Below are 17273 nucleotides of genomic sequence, written 5' to 3'. Positions count from 1 at the left end.
GCAGTATCTTGGAAGTCTGGCGTACCATCTCCATCCGTATCCAAAGGAGTAGTTCCCGTTCCTTTTTCTACTGAATCTAGGATACCATCGTTATCAGAATCCGTATCTCGGTAATCTGGCGTACCATCGCCATCCGTATCCAACGGAGTAGTTCCTGTTCCTTTTTCAACGCTATCTAAAATACCGTCGTTATCTGAATCTGTGTCTTGGAAATCAGGTGTTCCATCGCCATCTGTGTCTAATGGTGTAGTTCCTGTTCCTTTTTCAACGCTATCTAAAATACCGTCACCATCTGAATCCGTATCTCGGTAATCAGGTGTTCCATCGCCATCTGTGTCTAATGGTGTAGTTCCTGTTCCTTTTTCAACGCTATCTAAAATACCATCGTTGTCAGAATCCGTATCTCGGTAATCTGGTGTACCGTCTCCATCCGTATCTAATGGCGTAGTTCCCGTTCCTTTTTCTAATGAATCTAGGATACCATCGTTATCAGAATCCGTATCTCGGTAATCTGGTGTACCGTCTCCATCCGTATCTAATGGTGTAGTTCCCGTTCCTTTTTCTACTGAATCTAGGATACCATCGTTATCAGAATCCGTATCTCTATAATCTGGAATTCCGTCTCCATCCGTATCTAATGGTGTAGTTCCCGTTCCTTTTTCTACTGAATCAGGAATACCATCACCGTCTGAATCTGTATCCAAATAATCTGGCGTACCATCACCATCCGTATCTAATGGGCTTGCCCCATTAGCTCCTTTTTCTACTGAATCTGGAATACCATCGCCATCTGAATCAAGATCCAAATAATTTGGTGTACCATCGCCATCCGTATCTGTTGGAGTACATGGTGCTGTTCCTGTACATCCAGCATCTTCTAGTGAATCTGGAATACCATCACCGTCTGAATCTGTATCCAAATAATCTGGAGTACCATCTCCATCCGTATCTACTGGTGTAGTACCCGTTCCTTTTTCTACAGAATCTGGGATACCATCACCATCTGAATCTAAGTCGCGGTAATTCGGTATACCATCTCCATCTGAATCTACCACTCCCGTAGAACCCGTTCCTTTTTCCACTGAATCTAGAATACCATCACCATCTGAATCTAAATCCAAATAATCAGGTGTACCATCTCCGTCCGTGTCTACTGGGGTCGTTCCAGTTCCTTTTTCAATTGAATCTGAAATGCCGTCTCCGTCTGAATCTAGGTCATACGGATTAGCCCCACCTGTTCCATCGGTGTTTGGTGGCGTTAATCCACCGTTAGCTGATAATGGAACACCATTGGCATCTACTCCTCCATCTACCTTACCATCACCATTCGTATCTGTTCCTCCTGCTTCTAACACATCTGAAATACCATCATTGTCTGAATCTGAATCAATACGATTCGGAATTCCGTCTGCATCTGTATCACAATTAGGGTCAGTTGGAGTACAAGCTGCTGCTTCTACACTGTCTAAAATACCATCATTGTCGTCGTCTAAATCATTGGTGTCATCTAAACCGTCCCCATCAAAATCAGATGGACAACCATTCATTGCAGATGTACCTACAATTAGTGGACATTGGTCTACGCTATCTAATACACCATCACCATCTGAATCGGTATCCGTATAGTTAGGATTACCATCTCCATCTGTATCTGCTACTCCTTCTTGGTTATCTAATTTAAGATCTCCATCTGAATCTAAGTCAAGGTAATTTGGTATACCGTCTCCATCTGTATCCGTTGGGGTACATGGTGCTGTACCTGTACATCCAGCATCTTCTACCGAATCTAAAATACCATCTCCATCTGAATCTGTATCCAAATAATCTGGTATACCATCTCCATCTGTGTCTACTGGAGTTGTTCCAGTACCTTTTTCTATGGAATCTGGAATACCATCTCCGTCAGAATCTAAATCACGGTAATTTGGTATACCGTCTCCGTCTGTGTCTGTTGGGGTACATGGTGCTGTTCCTGTACATCCAACATCTTCTAACGAATCTAAAATACCATCTCCGTCTGAATCTGTATCCAAATAATCTGGTGTACCATCTCCATCCGTATCTACTGGCGTTGTACCCGTTCCTTTTTCAACAGCATCTGGTATACCATCTCCGTCTGAATCTACATCCAAATAATTTGGTGTACCATCACCGTCTGTATCCGTTGGAGTACATGGTGCTGTACCTGTACATCCAGCATCTTCTACCGAATCTAAAATACCATCTCCATCTGAATCCGTATCTCGGTAATCTGGTGTACCATCTCCGTCCGTATCCAACGGAGTAGTTCCTGTTCCTTTTTCTACTGAATCTGGGATACCATCATTATCTGAATCCGTATCTTGGAAGTCTGGCGTACCATCTCCATCTGTATCTAATGGTGTAGTTCCCGTTCCTTTTTCTACTGAATCTAGGATACCATCGTTATCAGAATCCGTATCTCGGTAATCTGGTGTACCGTCACCATCCGTATCTAATGGCGTAGTTCCCGTTCCTTTTTCTACTGAATCTAGGATACCATCGTTATCGGAATCTGTATCTCTGTAATCTGGAATACCATCACCATCCGTATCTAATGGTGTAGTTCCCGTTCCTTTTTCTACTGAATCTGGAATACCATCGTTGTCTGAATCTGTATCCAAATAATCTGGCGTACCGTCTCCATCCGTATCTAATGGGCTTGCCCCATTAGCTCCTTTTTCAACAGAATCTAAAATACCATCATTATCAGAATCAGTATCTTGGAAATCAGGTGTACCATCACCATCTGTGTCTACTGGTGTAGTTCCGGTTCCTTTTTCAACGCTATCTAAAATACCGTCGTTGTCAGAGTCTGTATCTCTGTAATCAGGTGTACCATCACCATCTGTGTCTACTGGTGTAGTTCCGGTTCCTTTTTCAACGCTATCTAAAATACCGTCATTATCTGAATCTGTGTCTATATAATCAGGTGTTCCATCACCATCCGTGTCTACTGGTGTAGTTCCGGTTCCTTTTTCTACTGAATCTGGAATACCATCGTTGTCTGAGTCTGTGTCTTGGAAATCAGGTGTTCCATCTCCATCTGTGTCTACTGGTGTGGTTCCTGTGCCTTTTTCAACGCTATCTAAAATACCGTCGTTGTCTGAGTCTGTGTCTAAGAAGTCAGGTGTACCATCTCCATCCGTATCTACCGGTGTAGTACCCGTTCCTTTTTCTACAGAATCTAAAATACCATCATTGTCCGAGTCTGTATCTTGGAAGTCAGGTGTACCATCTCCATCTGTATCTAATGGAGTAGTTCCTGTACCCAATTCAATGGAATCAGGAATACCATCGCTATCCGAATCTACAGATGCTGAAATAGTACCTATTGTCAATGAAGAAACATCACTTGCACATGTTCCAATTACTGCTTTTACGGATACCGTACCATTGGTATTTGTACCCACAGTAACTGTAATACTGTTGGTGGTAGACGTACCCGTCCAGCCAATTGGCAAGGTCCAAACATACGAGGTTGCCCCTGTAACTGCTGGCACAGAGTATGTTTCCGTTGAACCTGCTGTTACTGCATTGTTGCCAGTAATCACGTCTGGTGTAGCTACCGCTGTTACCGTTACGGTAATTTTAGCTCTTTCTGATTCTAAACCAGCTACTGTTTGAGAAACATAATAATAAAACGTTCCTCCCACGGCTGTAGATGGGATAGGTGCCGTGGAACTTGCTGTTCCACCCATTAGCGTAGAGTACCACTTGAAAGTTGCCCCACTGACGCCGTTGGCTGTTAAAGCACTTGCTGTTGCATTTTGACAATACGTCAAATCAGAAACAGTTGGCTTTGCTGGTGGTGTAGGACAATTGTTGATAGCTGGATTCGTAGCCTTCGAATAATCTAAGGTGTAATTGATGCTTCCAGCTGTTGAGCCTTCATATACGTTCAACAAACCATTGTTATTCGTATCAGTACCTGTTGGGTAATTACTTAAGCTAGTTGCCGTAGTTGAACTACCTGCCTCTGTGGCATCTGTACATCCGTCACCATCTGAATCTAAATCTAAATTATTAGCTATTCCATCTCCATCAGTATCTACTACAGGAGTATAACATTCTGATAAAACAACGTCATCAATAGCATAGTCATTTCCTCCTCCTGTTGAACCATTACTTACTAGCTCATACGTCATGGTAGTAGTGGTAGCTGTAAACTCAAGCTCATATTTGCTCCAGTTTAAGCTAGATGTAGAATTAGGAATATTACCTGAAGATACACTTGCTACTACAGTACCTGAAGCATTTTTAATACGTAATATTAAATTAGGCTGAACTGTACAACCTGCTGAATTACAAACATTAGCTAACCAAGCAGAGAATTTGAATTTTTTACCTACCGTTAAATAATTTAAGGTATTGGTATACGCTACTTGACCTGGGTTTGCTCCGTTGATTAACAACATGGCTCCGCCACCACCTGTAGTAGCAGTCGTATGGTCTTTATTTTCATTTACCCAGTCAACATAACCTCCTAACCGAGGATTAGAAACTACTCCATATTGTCCATCTGGGATAGTTCTATTAGCATCTTGCCATGTCCACGTATAACCTGGCACAGTTGAAGCAGGTAAACGATCTCCATCTCCTCTATTTAGAGCTTGTGGACCTGAATATCCTGTAGTAAGTCCAGCCAATGCCGAATTAATACCTACCGTACCAAAAGTTTCCTCTCTAACATTAATGTAATTACAACCTGGCGCTTCCACGCTGTCTAAAATTCCATCATTGTCATCATCTAAGTCATTTAAATCTGAAACTCCATCTTGATCAGTATCAAGACAACCATTTAAAGTGGTATTGATGGCACGTGGATAGGTATAATTCACATTCGGTATTCCATTGTCTGTGGCTGTTTCTTTGCTATCAGCCAAACCGTTGCTTCCATAAGGACCCGCCACAGTAGCATCTGTCAAGTTAGCAACCGTACCTGCTTCTACAGCATCCTTACAACCATCGTTATCCGAATCTAAATCTAAATGGTTAGGTATACCATCACCATCGGTATCGGTATTTGGCACAAAACACTCGCTCAATGAAATATCATCTAAAGCAAAGTCATTTCCTCCACCTGGAGAACCATTACTTACCAAGTCATAAGTCATGGTTGAAGTAGATGCAACAAATTCTAAATCGTATTTAGCCCAAATTAATGAAGAAGCATTCGTAAGTACAGGACCTGTAGCCACGCTACTTACTACTGTACCTGCTGCATTTTTAATGCGCAAAATTAGGTCTGGATTTACAAAAGTTGTGCTTGTACCAATAATATTAGCCACCCAAGCAGAGAAACGGTATTTTTTTCCTACTGTTAAACCAACAACGGTATTGGTATAAGCCACTTGACCTGGGTTTGCTCCATTGATGATCAACATGGCTCCTCCACCACCCGTATTTTCGGTAGTGTGGTCTTTGTTTACATTATACCAATCTAAAAATCCACCTAAACGAGGGTTGGATACAATTGTATATTGCCCATCATTGGCACCTCTAACATTATCTGCCCAAGTCCAAGTATAACCTGGTACTTTGCTGGCGCTCAATTGTGCACCATCACCTGCGTTTAAAGCATAAGGACCTGTAAAATTTGATGTTCCTGCAGAAGCCACAGCCGTACTGATCCCTACGTTACCAAAATCATCTGAAGCAAATGCGACATAGTTACAACCTGGCGATTCTACTTCATCTACTACCCCGTCGTTATCGTCATCCAAGTCGTTGTAATCGGATACGCCGTCATTATCGTTATCCTTACATAAATTAATGGCACTATTGATTGAATAGTTGGCGTAAGTATACGTACCATTATAGATACCATTATCCACAGTTGCTTCTTTGCTATCGGCGAAACCGTTCGTTCCATAAGGAGCTGGATGTGCATAATTAGCTGTTTTATCTGATGTTGTACCTGCTTCTAATGCATCGCTACATCCGTCACCATCAGCGTCTAAATCTAAACGGTTCGGGGTGCCGTCGCCATCTGTATCGATGTCGACACATTCTCTATTTACAGAGTATGAACGGAATACAATGTTTGAAAGGGTTTTCGGTTGTAAAGACGATAGCGTTAAATAGTAATCAGAAGCTACCCCTTGGAAAGCTAATTTTTGGACACCTGCTATTGTAACTGTTACATAACCCGTTTCGTTAATATCAATTTCTAATTTTTGATTGGCCACATAGGCATTGTTAAAATTCCATGTTGTTGAAGGGAATTTACCATAAATCCAAGCCCCAGGGTTCCAAGCGTGATAAAATTTGTACGAGGCTGCGTCGTTCCAGTTGTTAGGCACTTTAGTTCCACCTACTGGCATTAAACCGAACATCACCTGATTAGCATCATCTGTAGTAGTATACTCTAAATGAATAGGCAATTTAAAGGCTTGGTTAGAGTAAGATGAAGCCCAAGCAGCTGTTGTTCCAGCGTTAATGGTATTGGCATTAGTTACAGTAAACGCCGCTGACCCGTTAAATGTTAAAGCAGTCAGATCATTGTGTGGGAATTTACAATCTTTTTGTTCCACCCAATCCAATACGCCATCGTTGTCGTCATCTAAGTCGTCTAAATCAGAGATTCCGTCGTTATCCGTATCAGTACATTTATTGATACTGGCTGTTGTTGCACGACTATACTGATACGTACTATTGTACGTACCATTGCCTGTAACAGTCTCTTTACTATCTGCAAAACCGTTCGTACCATAAGGCGCTGGAATAGTAGTTACTGTTTTATCAGTCGTTGTTCCTGCTTCGTAGGCGTCAGAACAACCATCACCATCAGAGTCTAAATCTAAGGTATTTGGCACACCGTCGTTATCTGTGTCGCAGGTTCCATTTATCGTATTAACGTTAAACTCAGCATTTAAAGAGGTCGCTGGCCATTCATGACTTTGTCCTAAAACAATGGTATTTGTTCCGTCCCAATTGATAGGCACTTTAACCAAAGAGGCATTGTTAGACAATAGTAACGATTGGTAATTTCCTGCACCATTAGTTCCATCTAAACCTAACAACGTAACTACACCTAGCTTACTTATTTTTACCCTGATTAATGGTCTGGTTGCTGTATTAGGATAAGTCCAAGGAGATCCACCTTGTACACCGGTACCATTTGGTAAACTTACTTTTGTAGCCGTTGTAGTGGTATAAACAGTTGCCGGATTATGGTCAAAGTTAAGTTCATTGACCGATGCAATACTTGTCCCATTTACTTTTAAATTAAAGTTATTATCCAAGGAATAAATATCTACATACAACTCATCTGGAAAACCTGTTATGGTTTTAGTTTGTGAAGACCCGTTAAGTAAATTAAATCTTGGAGTTAAGTTAGAAACTCCTGGAGAAGGACATTCTGTAGTATCCAATACGCCGTCATTATCATCATCCAAGTCAATGGAATTGGCGATACCATCTCCATCTGTGTCTAAACACATATTAGCATCCCTATCTATTGCATTATTATACGTATACGTACCATTGTAAATACTATTATCCGCTGTAGTTTCTTTGCTATCGGCTAAACCGTTCGTACCATAAGGTGCTGCAAGAGTCGTTACTGTTTTGCTAGTTGTAGTTCCTGATTCAAAAGCATCGCCACAACCATCACCATCAGAATCTGTATCCAAACGGTTAGGAGTTCCATCATTGTCTGTATCTATTGTACAATTAGATGAGAAATCTCCTTTTTGACCAATGAAACGGATTTCACCTAGGGTTACGTTATAGGTACTAGGTATAGTCGCTGCAGTAGCAATTTCCCAACCATCTGAGGCACCTTGGTCTTGCTCTTGATCATACCAAACTTCTAAAATATCGAAAGTAAATTCAGATACTGAGGCAATAGGATCATCAAAATATAATAGTTTGGCATTTGGAGAAGGAGTACCTAAATCAAATGTTTGAGATTTATTAGCTCCCGAACAATCTTTCCAAGTTACGATGAATTTTTTCATTGGCGCATCACCACCACCGTACGCATTAGAGCCAGGGATCCAAATGGCCATTCCTTTAATAGCAGCTGGAGCGGCTAAGGTAAATTTCCAATCGTTGGCAATACCCGCACCATCATTTAAGTAGGCCGCATTAGAAATTAATGACGGCGAACTGTGTGTAATGCTGCTTAAAGAAGCTTCTGTAGTTGGTACTGATGATAAACCACTTCCATTAAATGCTTTATCAGAAGTTGTTACTACACCAAACTGGTTGGTAGGAATGGTAACAATAGCTGTTGGTGCAATAATTTCGGCAGTAGTAGTGGCAACTGTACAACCGCATTCTACGGCATCGGTAACCCCGTCATTGTCATCATCGATATCCAACACATCTCTAATGCCATCACTATCGGTATCTGTACACGCATTGATAGCAAGGTTATTGGCATAACGGTAAGTATAAATCGACTTGTATTGACCACTTTCGGTAGCTGTTTCTAAAGCGTCAGCAAAACCGTTGTTGCCATAAGGAGCCGCCACAGTGGTACTGCTAGTTGATGTAACGGTTCCCGCTTCTAAGGCATCGCTACAACCATCGCCATCGCTATCCGTATCTAAATGGTTTAAAATACCATCGCCATCTGCATCACATTGGAAAGCAGGATTTGAGATGTTATTTAATGTCCAAGTTGCGGTATTGGCTGTAGCTACATTACCATAGTACAAATTACCTAAGTAATTACCACTTACACCTGTTTGTTGTGGGTTCCAAGTACCCGCTTTGCTAAAGCCTGCATCGGCATCATTAATGATAAAGTATTCAGTACCATTGGTAATCAACATCGCATCGGCAAAGTAGTAGGTACCATTGGTGGTTCCCGTTACTGGCAATGTTTGTATTTTAATTTGTTTGTTGGCATCGGCCGAAACACTGGATGCCAATAAAGTCCAGGCTACACCACTGTAGGTAAATGTACCTGCGGCTTTTTGATTCAAGACCACATTAGTAACCGTACTACCTGTGATTTTTACTGGTAAGTTGGTTGGTAAATTGGTATCGTCTCTTCTATTGTATGTATACACCGTGTATTTACTATTAGTAGCCATTTCTGGACATTCTACTGTATCTAATACACCGTCGTTATCATCATCTAAGTCATCTAAGTCAGAAACACCGTCATTATCGGTATCAATACACGCATTTACACTTGCATTTATGGCACGATCATTCGTATAAGTACCATTGTAAATACCGTTATCGGCAGTGGTTTCTTTGCTATCGGCTAAACCGTTGGTTCCAACCGTTGTTGTAAATTGAAAATTAGCTGTTTTATCGGTGGTAGTTCCTGCTTCGTAAGCATCAGAACATCCGTCGCCATCTGAGTCTAAGTCTAAATAGTTAGCAGTACCATCGCCATCGGTATCGGTACAAGTAGCGGCAGGAACAGTAAAGTTCCAAGTAGCTGTTACGGCAGTAGTAAAAGGTGCTCCAATGTATTGGTTATTACCATTGAACGAATTGGCCACACTTTGTGACAACCAAGAACCTGTTGCAGAATAACCTGTCGTATTGTTATCAATAAAAATAGTGTTTACCCCATTTGTTACCAACATGGCATCGGCAATTAACCAACTACCCGTTGTGGTACTCGTAGGAGCCAATGTAACCGCAATGCTATTGGTACGACTTGGCACGATATTTTCGGCCACTAATTTCCACGTAGTTACACCATTAGCACTAAACGAATTGGCAGCACCTGCTACGGCATTCGTACGCTGATCCAAGACCGCATTTGTCGTACTAATACCTTTTATAATCACTGGCACATTCGTAACAAAACCAGCCTCAGGGCGGTTATACGTATACACTTTATAGGCCATGCCTGAGCACTCTACGGTATCTAAAATACCGTCATTGTCATCATCAATATCCAATACATTTAAAATGCCATCGTTGTCTGTATCCACACAATCGTTTTGGCCAGCACTCATTGCATTGTTGTACATATAAGTACCGTTATAAACACCATTATCAGCTGTGGTTTCTAAGGCGTTCATCAAACCGTTGGTACCTACTGCACCTGTGTGAACATAATTTGCCGCCGCAGAATTGGTAGTCACAGCCTCAAATGCATCAGAGCAACCATCGTTATCTGAGTCTAAATCAATATTATTTGTTTTTCCATCATTGTCTGTATCTCTACACGTTGCCGGAGAAATGATGCTAATTCTAACATCGTCAATAAAGTTACCCCAAGCTGCACCGCCTGATGAAGAAACCGTACCAATAACAAATAATGTTTGTGCTTGACCAGCAGGCACCGTATAAGTACCCGAATAAGTACCCCAAGCTGTTGGTCCATCTGTCATGGTAGCTACTTGGGTTAAGCTGGTTAAACTAGGTCCAAAGTTAACCGAAGCTACGTCTGTACCACTTCTACCACGGTGTTGGATAGACCATGAAATTTTAGTTCCTGGGTCTAAACACAAGGCTTGATATAGAGAGCCTGGATAATAGGCGTTCAATTCCATGAAACGGTTTCCGTGAGCAGCAGGTGTAGCACCACTATCCCACATTTCCATTTGACCGTCTTGTGAGGTGGTTCTCCAACCTGGCATGGTTGCACTTGTTACGAAGTTTCCTGTAGCTGGCAATTCGAAACTTTCGTTGATAATTGCTGGTGTACCCACACAATTCCACGCACATTCAACCGCATCCGTTACTCCATCGTTATCATCATCAATATCAATAAAATCTGGTACAGTATCGTTATCAGTATCCAAACATGCAATTTGGAATTCGTTGGTAGCATAACTGTAGGTATACGTGGCTTTATAAAGGCCATTGTCGGCAGTAGCCTCTAAAACATCCGCAAAACCGTTTGTTCCTCCGGTAGTTGTATGTTTAAAATTAGCGGTTTTATCGGTAGTAGTACCTGCTTCAAAAGCATCGCTACAGCCGTCTCCATCTGAGTCTAAATCTAAATAGTTGGCAATACCATCTTTGTCCGTATCGCAATCTAAACTTGGATTACTGATGTTAGAGAAAGTGAAGGTTGCTTTTTTACCAGCATAAGGTGGAATAATGTATCTATCTGCGCCTAAATAAGCAGTGGCATCCGAGTAGGATGTCCAAGTTCCTGTTTCTACATACGCTCCTGCGGTGGAATTATCAATTACTGCGGTATTTGTTCCGTCTGTAATTAAAAAGGCATCTGCTAGAACATAACCTCCATCAGTAGATGCATTAGGCTCTATGCTTATCGTGATTTTTTTATTGGCATCAGAATACACTGCAGAAGAAAGTAATCTCCAGGTTCTACTACCATACGTTAGATCATTGCTAGAAAGTTGTTGATTGTTAGTCGTTTTAACCGTGTTCTTTCCTACAATGGTTACTGGAACATTAGAGGTATGGCCGCTAAAAGGACGATTAAAAACATAGACTTTATAAGGATTTACGTTAGAGCACTCTACCGTATCTAACACCCCATCGTTATCTTCATCTAAATCAACCTCATCTGCAGCACCATCGTTATCACCATCGGCACACATGTTTATGAGTGCTTCGTTGGCGCGTGCATATTGGTAAGTACCCTTGTATAAACCATTGTCGGCAGTAGCCTCTAAAGCATCCGCAAAACCGTTGGTACCATAAGGTGATGGATGAGTGTAATTAGCTGCATTATTGGTTGTAGTACCAGCTTCTAGCGCGTCGCTACATCCGTCGGCATCAGAATCTAAATCCAAACGGTTAGGAGTGCCGTCGCTATCGGTATCAATGTCTGGACACAGAGCATTGTTTGTTTTTGAAGTTAATTTAACATCGTTAAATGTTCTATTGTTTACAGAACTGATCACAAAATTGTAATTAGATACTGTACCTTGAAAAGCATATATTTGTACACCCCCCTTTTTAAGGGTTACCCAGCCTTTTTCACTGATATCCAATTCCATTTTTTGCCCTGAAGTATAGGCGGTAAGGTTTAAACTCCAAGTAATTGGCAAACGGCCATAAAGGTTACCTGTATCGTGGTAGATTTTGTATGCTCCGTCTTCCCAACCGTTTGGCGTCTTGACACCGTTTACTGGAAGTAAACCAAGCATTCCGTAACCTGTAGTATTTGTGGTATATTCTAAATGAATAGGCAATGCAAAACTTGCATCAGAGTATTTCGATTTCCAGTTGGACAAATCACCATTTGTAAAAATAGAATTTCCTGTAAATACGGTGGTACCATTACCATTGTAGGTTAATTTTGAAACATCGGTAGCCTCATAGGTACACGATGAGCCTTGCTCAGCAATATCTAGAATTCCGTCGTTATCGTCGTCGATGTCGAAAACGTCAATGATACCATCATTATCCGAATCTAAACAAACCTTTATGGTTGCATCAATGGCTTTGTTGTAAGTATAACTTCCTTTATAGGTACCATTATCGGCAGTAGTTTCTAAGGCATCGGCTAAACCATTGGTTCCAACGGTTGTCGTAAATTTAAAATTAGCTGTTACAGAAGTAGTAGTACCTGCTTCAAGACCATCGCTACAACCATCGCCATCTGAGTCTAAATCTAAACGGTTCGAGGTGCCGTCGTTGTCGGTATCAATGTCAGTACATACATTAGGGAAATCTGCGGTTGTAATTTTAATATTACTAAAAGTACGATCACTATTTGCAGCACTTAAGGCAAGGTTGTAATCAGAAACCACACCTTGGAATTGGTATAATAATACGCCCGCTTTTTTAACTGTCACCCAACCTGAAGTAGAAATATCCATTTCCATTTTTTGGTTAGCAGTGTACGCCACATTTTGAAAATTCCAAGTGGTTAATGGTAATTTTCCAAAAATTAGTCCACCTCCATCATGATACACTTTATAGGCACCATCCGTCCAGTTGTCTGGAGTTTTGGCTCCTGCTACAGGTAATAAACCTATCATCGCATAAGTAGCAGGATTCGTTGTCGTGTATTCTAAGTGAATAGGTAATTTTAAAGCTTGGTTAGAGTAGGAACTTTTCCAACCCAATGGATTTGCTACAGCAACATTTACAGATGTAGCTGCTGGTTTGGTAACAGTAGCACCACCCGTAAACGTCAGCGCAGAGATATCCACTGGCGAACAACCTGTTTGTTCTTGAGTATCTAAAATACCATCGTTGTCATCATCGAGGTCAATCGAGTTGATGATCGTATCGCCATCGAAGTCATCTGAGGGTCCTGTGCCGCCGCTTGTTTGAGCGAACGTGGGTATGGCACCCAACATCATGATGGCTAAAAGGACAGTTCTTAGGAGAGAACCCATGAACTGATTTTTTCTTTTAGGGCTAGAAAGTTTGAAAAGGAATTTTTGGAAAGGAGATCTAAGGATATTGATCATGTAGAAACATGAAGACAATAGCGCTTTGTACCAATTACCAAAAAAATTGTTGATTGATGAAGTGATGTTGGTCAGTAATGATTTGCCCATGGCTGTTTTCAATTGACAAGTAAAAACATCCCTATATATATAGGAATGATTTTTGACTTGTGTGGATGATATAATTTTATTTAACACAATCTCCAAAAGGAGCCCAACAGATGTAAATCAGTATGGTCTGATGGAAATAATTACACAAACCTACTTTTTATGATAAAAACAAAAGAATTTTGGAACTGTGAATGAGTTCCGTTTTAGAAAACGGAACTAAATAGGCGGAAATTGAGGTAAGAGGTAAGAGAAGAGAGGAAAGAGGAGAGAGGAAAGAGGAGAGAGGAAAGAGGAGAGAGGAAAGAGAAAAGAGGAGAGAGAAAAAACTTAATGTTTAAAAACTTTGTGAACTTAGTGTTAACACAACGACACGGTTTTTCTCTTTCCTCTTTTCTCTCTTCTCTTTTCATTCTCAATTCTACATTCTTAATTTTTAATTCTACATTTCACTATACGGCACCACACGCATTTCATGGGAGCGCATTTGGTTTTCTGTTCCGGCGTAGATGAGTGTACCGCCAGTAGATTCAGTTATTTTATTCCAATATAACAATCCTTTGAAAAATTGATTGGTAATGGTTTGTCCGGATTTAATTTCAACAGGAAGAATTTGATTCCCATTATCTATTAAAAGGTCGACTTCATTTCCAGCGCTATCTCGCCAAAAATAGAGATTATTGCTTTTTCCCTGATTGAATCTTTTTTTCAAAAATTCTAGGACTACCCAGTTTTCAAATATCGCTCCTTTGAAAGGATGGAAATCGAGTTGTTCTGCAGTTTGAATGCCTAATAAATTACAGGCGAGTCCTGTGTCATAAAAATACAATTTCGACATTTTTGTGATGCGCTTGTTGTAATTCTGATGATAAGGCTGCAAACGAAATACCACAAAACTTGTTTCTAAGACACTGATCCAAGCAGCGATGGTTTTATTATCCACGCCCAATTCAATGGCCAGACTATTCATATTCAATAATTGCCCTATACGGCCAGCGCATAATTTGATAAAGCGCTCAAACAAGTAAAGATTGGTAATATTTTTTATGAGGCGCACATCTCTTTCTACATAGGTACGAATGTAATTTGCATACCATTGTTGGGTATCGATGGCTTGTTGATAAACAGGGGGATATGAACCTTTTAATAATAGTTCATTTAAAGGTAGTTCAGGCTCATTGATTTCCTTCAGGGTAAAGGGTAACAAATTCAAATAGGCAATTCTACCCGCTAAACTTTGCGAAATATTTTCTTGCAGTAAAAAATTGTTGGAGCCTGTTAAAATGAACATCCCCATTTTTTGGGATTCATCTATTATTTGTTGCAAATAGGAGAATAAGTGCGGAACCCTTTGTATTTCATCAAAAATTGCGCCTTCCAGATAATTAGATAAAAAACCACGTGGATCTTCTATAGCAAATTGTCTGATATCTGGATTTTCAAAATTGACGTATTTTTTATCTGGAAATATTTTTTTGACAAGCGTGGTTTTCCCCGACTGCCTAGGTCCAACGATAGCGATGGCTTTGAAATCTTTTGCCATTTGCAAAACCTTTTCTTCCGCTTCTCTTCTTTTTGTTTCCATGTGAATTTTTTATGCAATTTAGGAATTGGATTCCTAAAATGCAAGAGATAAGAGGTTGGGAGAATGTAGAAGAGAGAAGAGAGGAAAAAGAAAAGAGGAAAATCTTAATATTTAAAAACTTGGTGAACTTAGTGTTAACACAACGACACGGTTTTTCTCTTTCCTCTTTTCTCTCTTCTCTTTTCATTCTCAATTCTACATTCTTAATTTTTAATTATACATTCTTTCACCTCATAATTTTATCAAACAACTTATATAATAAAGGTATATATTGTAAAAAATCACTAATTAAAGTTCGGTTATTTTCCGAACTTTTGTATATTTGAAAAGAATTTATGCGGGTAATTGGGCGAAAGATTCTCCTAAAACTGAAAAAGAAACAGATTGGGAACCAAAAACTGGGAATTGAAATAGATCGATTATTAAATGATTTAGAATCGTTTAATCCATCTAATGGTTCAATCAAGACATATAGAGCTGATGCAGATTGTGTACATCCTGATGGATTTTATTTTTTTAACCTAAATATCCATAGAACATTAATTTTAATTGAGTTGGAAGACGAGGGGGATGCAACCATTATATGGGCAGGAAATCATAAGGAATATGATTCCACATTTAAAAACAACAAAAACGCAATTGAAAATTGGCTTAAAAAATTCGGATATATTTAATACAGAACAAAATGGAAATAGAACAAATCATAAAGACTGGATTTATAGCAAACGAGTTGGAATATGAAATTGCCATTTTAGCTGATAAAAAATTACGCATTTTGGCTAAGGAAAATGCTAATTTCAAAACCAAAAGGGCCATTTTAAGAGGAATAATTGAAGATTATGAACAAAAAGAATGGAAAGATGTCCGAAAAATCGACTTTTTAAAATTAATAGAATCAGAAAAAGCGGAAGCATACGCGGAAAAACAGCGGAATTTTTACGAAAATAGAAAACTCGCTATTAAGACAAAACTAAAATCAATCGGTTTAACTCAAGAAAATTTAGGAACTATTTTGGGCCATAAGAGTAAAACACATATGTCTGAACTTATCAACGGTTTAAAACCATTTACCTTAAAAGACCTAACCATCATTAATCAATTACTCAATATAAATTTAAAAACTCTTGTTCCCATTTTTCTTCCAAATGAAGAAAAAATACGAATTCGCCACGTTTTAGAGGAAATGTAGAATGAAAAGAGAAGAGAGAAGAGAGAAAAGAGGAAAGAGAAAAGAGGAAAATCTTAATTTTTCTTAATGACTTAATGTTTAAAAGAAAAGAGAAAAGAGGAAAAACTTAATGTTTAAAAACTTGGTGAACTTAGTGTTAACACAACGACACAAAGCAATAGGTGGCTTCGAGTCTCCTCGCTTCGCTCGGCCTCAGCCACCAGAAGGTTCTCTTTTCTCTCTTCTCTCTTTCCTCTTTTCTCTCTTCTCTCTCCTCTTTTCTATCTTCTCTTTCCTCTTTTCTCTCTTCTCTCTCCTCTTTTCTATCTTCTCTTTCCTCTTTCCTACATTCATTTAAAATTCTGCATGCTTAATTTTTAATTCTAAATTCTAAATTCTACATTTGTCTTAAACGTTTAAAATGCCTTTTAAACGAAATCTACCTAGAACATTTTAACAAGAAAAACATGATTAACAGAAGAGATGCGGTCTCTAAAATTGCTATGATGTTAGGCGGTGCATTAACTGCTCCTACATTATTAGCCATGGATAGAGCACAAACCAATCCATCGCATTCACTTAATGTCGCATCATTTGGCCTAAGTGATTCCCAAAGAAAAATAGTTTCAGCCGTTGCAGAACACATTATTCCTGCTACATCCACGCCTGGAGCAATCGATGCAGGAGTTCCTGCTTTCATCGAAATGATGTTAAAAGATTGTTACAAAGCCCCTGAACACAATAGCTTTTTGAAAGGTGTCAAAGACTTAGAAAACGCGAAGTTTTTAACTTTGAATCAAGAAGGCCAAGTAGCCGTTTTGAAATTATTGGAAGCTAATACCAAAGAATTGATGAAATCGTATCAATTGAACAAGGTAAAAGTGGGTGATAATGTCGACAAAGAAACCTTAGAAGGAAACAATGGAGTTCCTTTCTGGAGATTGATGAAAGAATTGACGCTTTTAGGATATTATACCTCTGAAAAAGGCATTAACGCCTCTTTTGTATATGAACCAATCCCCGGAAAATTTGAACCGACTAAATTAAAACCAGGTCAAAAATCTTTCCAATACTAAATCTTTCCAAAACG

The 17273-nt window shown here is 39.6% G+C and carries 6 protein-coding genes; 3 read left to right on the top strand and 3 right to left on the bottom strand.

What is annotated here, in order from left to right:
* Together V7S79_RS04750 and V7S79_RS04745 are read right to left on the bottom strand one after the other, a co-directional pair.
* On the bottom strand, positions 1-13268 hold a 13268-nt coding region (locus tag V7S79_RS04750), incomplete at its 3' end, for an Ig-like domain-containing protein (protein WP_459489413.1).
* A gap of 604 nt (positions 13269-13872) precedes the next feature.
* Positions 13873-15015, bottom strand: a complete 1143-nt coding sequence (locus tag V7S79_RS04745) for an ATP-binding protein (protein WP_459489412.1) — start codon at positions 15013-15015, stop codon at positions 13873-13875.
* 335 nt (positions 15016-15350) lie between these two features.
* Here V7S79_RS04745 and V7S79_RS04740 point away from each other — a divergent pair, with 335 nt between their 5' ends.
* Complete coding sequence (locus tag V7S79_RS04740; protein ID WP_127804946.1) at positions 15351-15689, top strand: type II toxin-antitoxin system HigB family toxin; 339 nt, start codon at positions 15351-15353, stop codon at positions 15687-15689.
* Positions 15690-15700: 11 nt separating this feature from the next.
* On the top strand, positions 15701-16204 hold the full coding sequence (locus tag V7S79_RS04735; RefSeq protein ID WP_459489411.1) for a helix-turn-helix domain-containing protein: 504 nt from the start codon (positions 15701-15703) through the stop codon (positions 16202-16204).
* 192 nt (positions 16205-16396) lie between these two features.
* On the opposite strand, the gene V7S79_RS04730 is transcribed toward V7S79_RS04735, so the two are convergent.
* Positions 16397-16537, bottom strand: coding sequence for a hypothetical protein (locus V7S79_RS04730; RefSeq protein ID WP_459489410.1), 141 nt, complete (start codon positions 16535-16537; stop codon positions 16397-16399).
* 113 nt (positions 16538-16650) lie between these two features.
* Between V7S79_RS04730 and V7S79_RS04725 the strand changes: the two genes are divergently transcribed.
* Positions 16651-17259, top strand: a complete 609-nt coding sequence (locus tag V7S79_RS04725) for a gluconate 2-dehydrogenase subunit 3 family protein (RefSeq protein ID WP_459489409.1) — start codon at positions 16651-16653, stop codon at positions 17257-17259.
* Positions 17260-17273: the final 14 nt, after the last annotated feature.

The sequence above is a fragment of the Aquirufa sp. ROCK-SH2 genome (assembly GCF_054558315.1).
The sequence above is the reverse complement of the archived record's forward strand: the minus strand, read 5'-3'. Positions and strand labels throughout refer to the sequence as shown.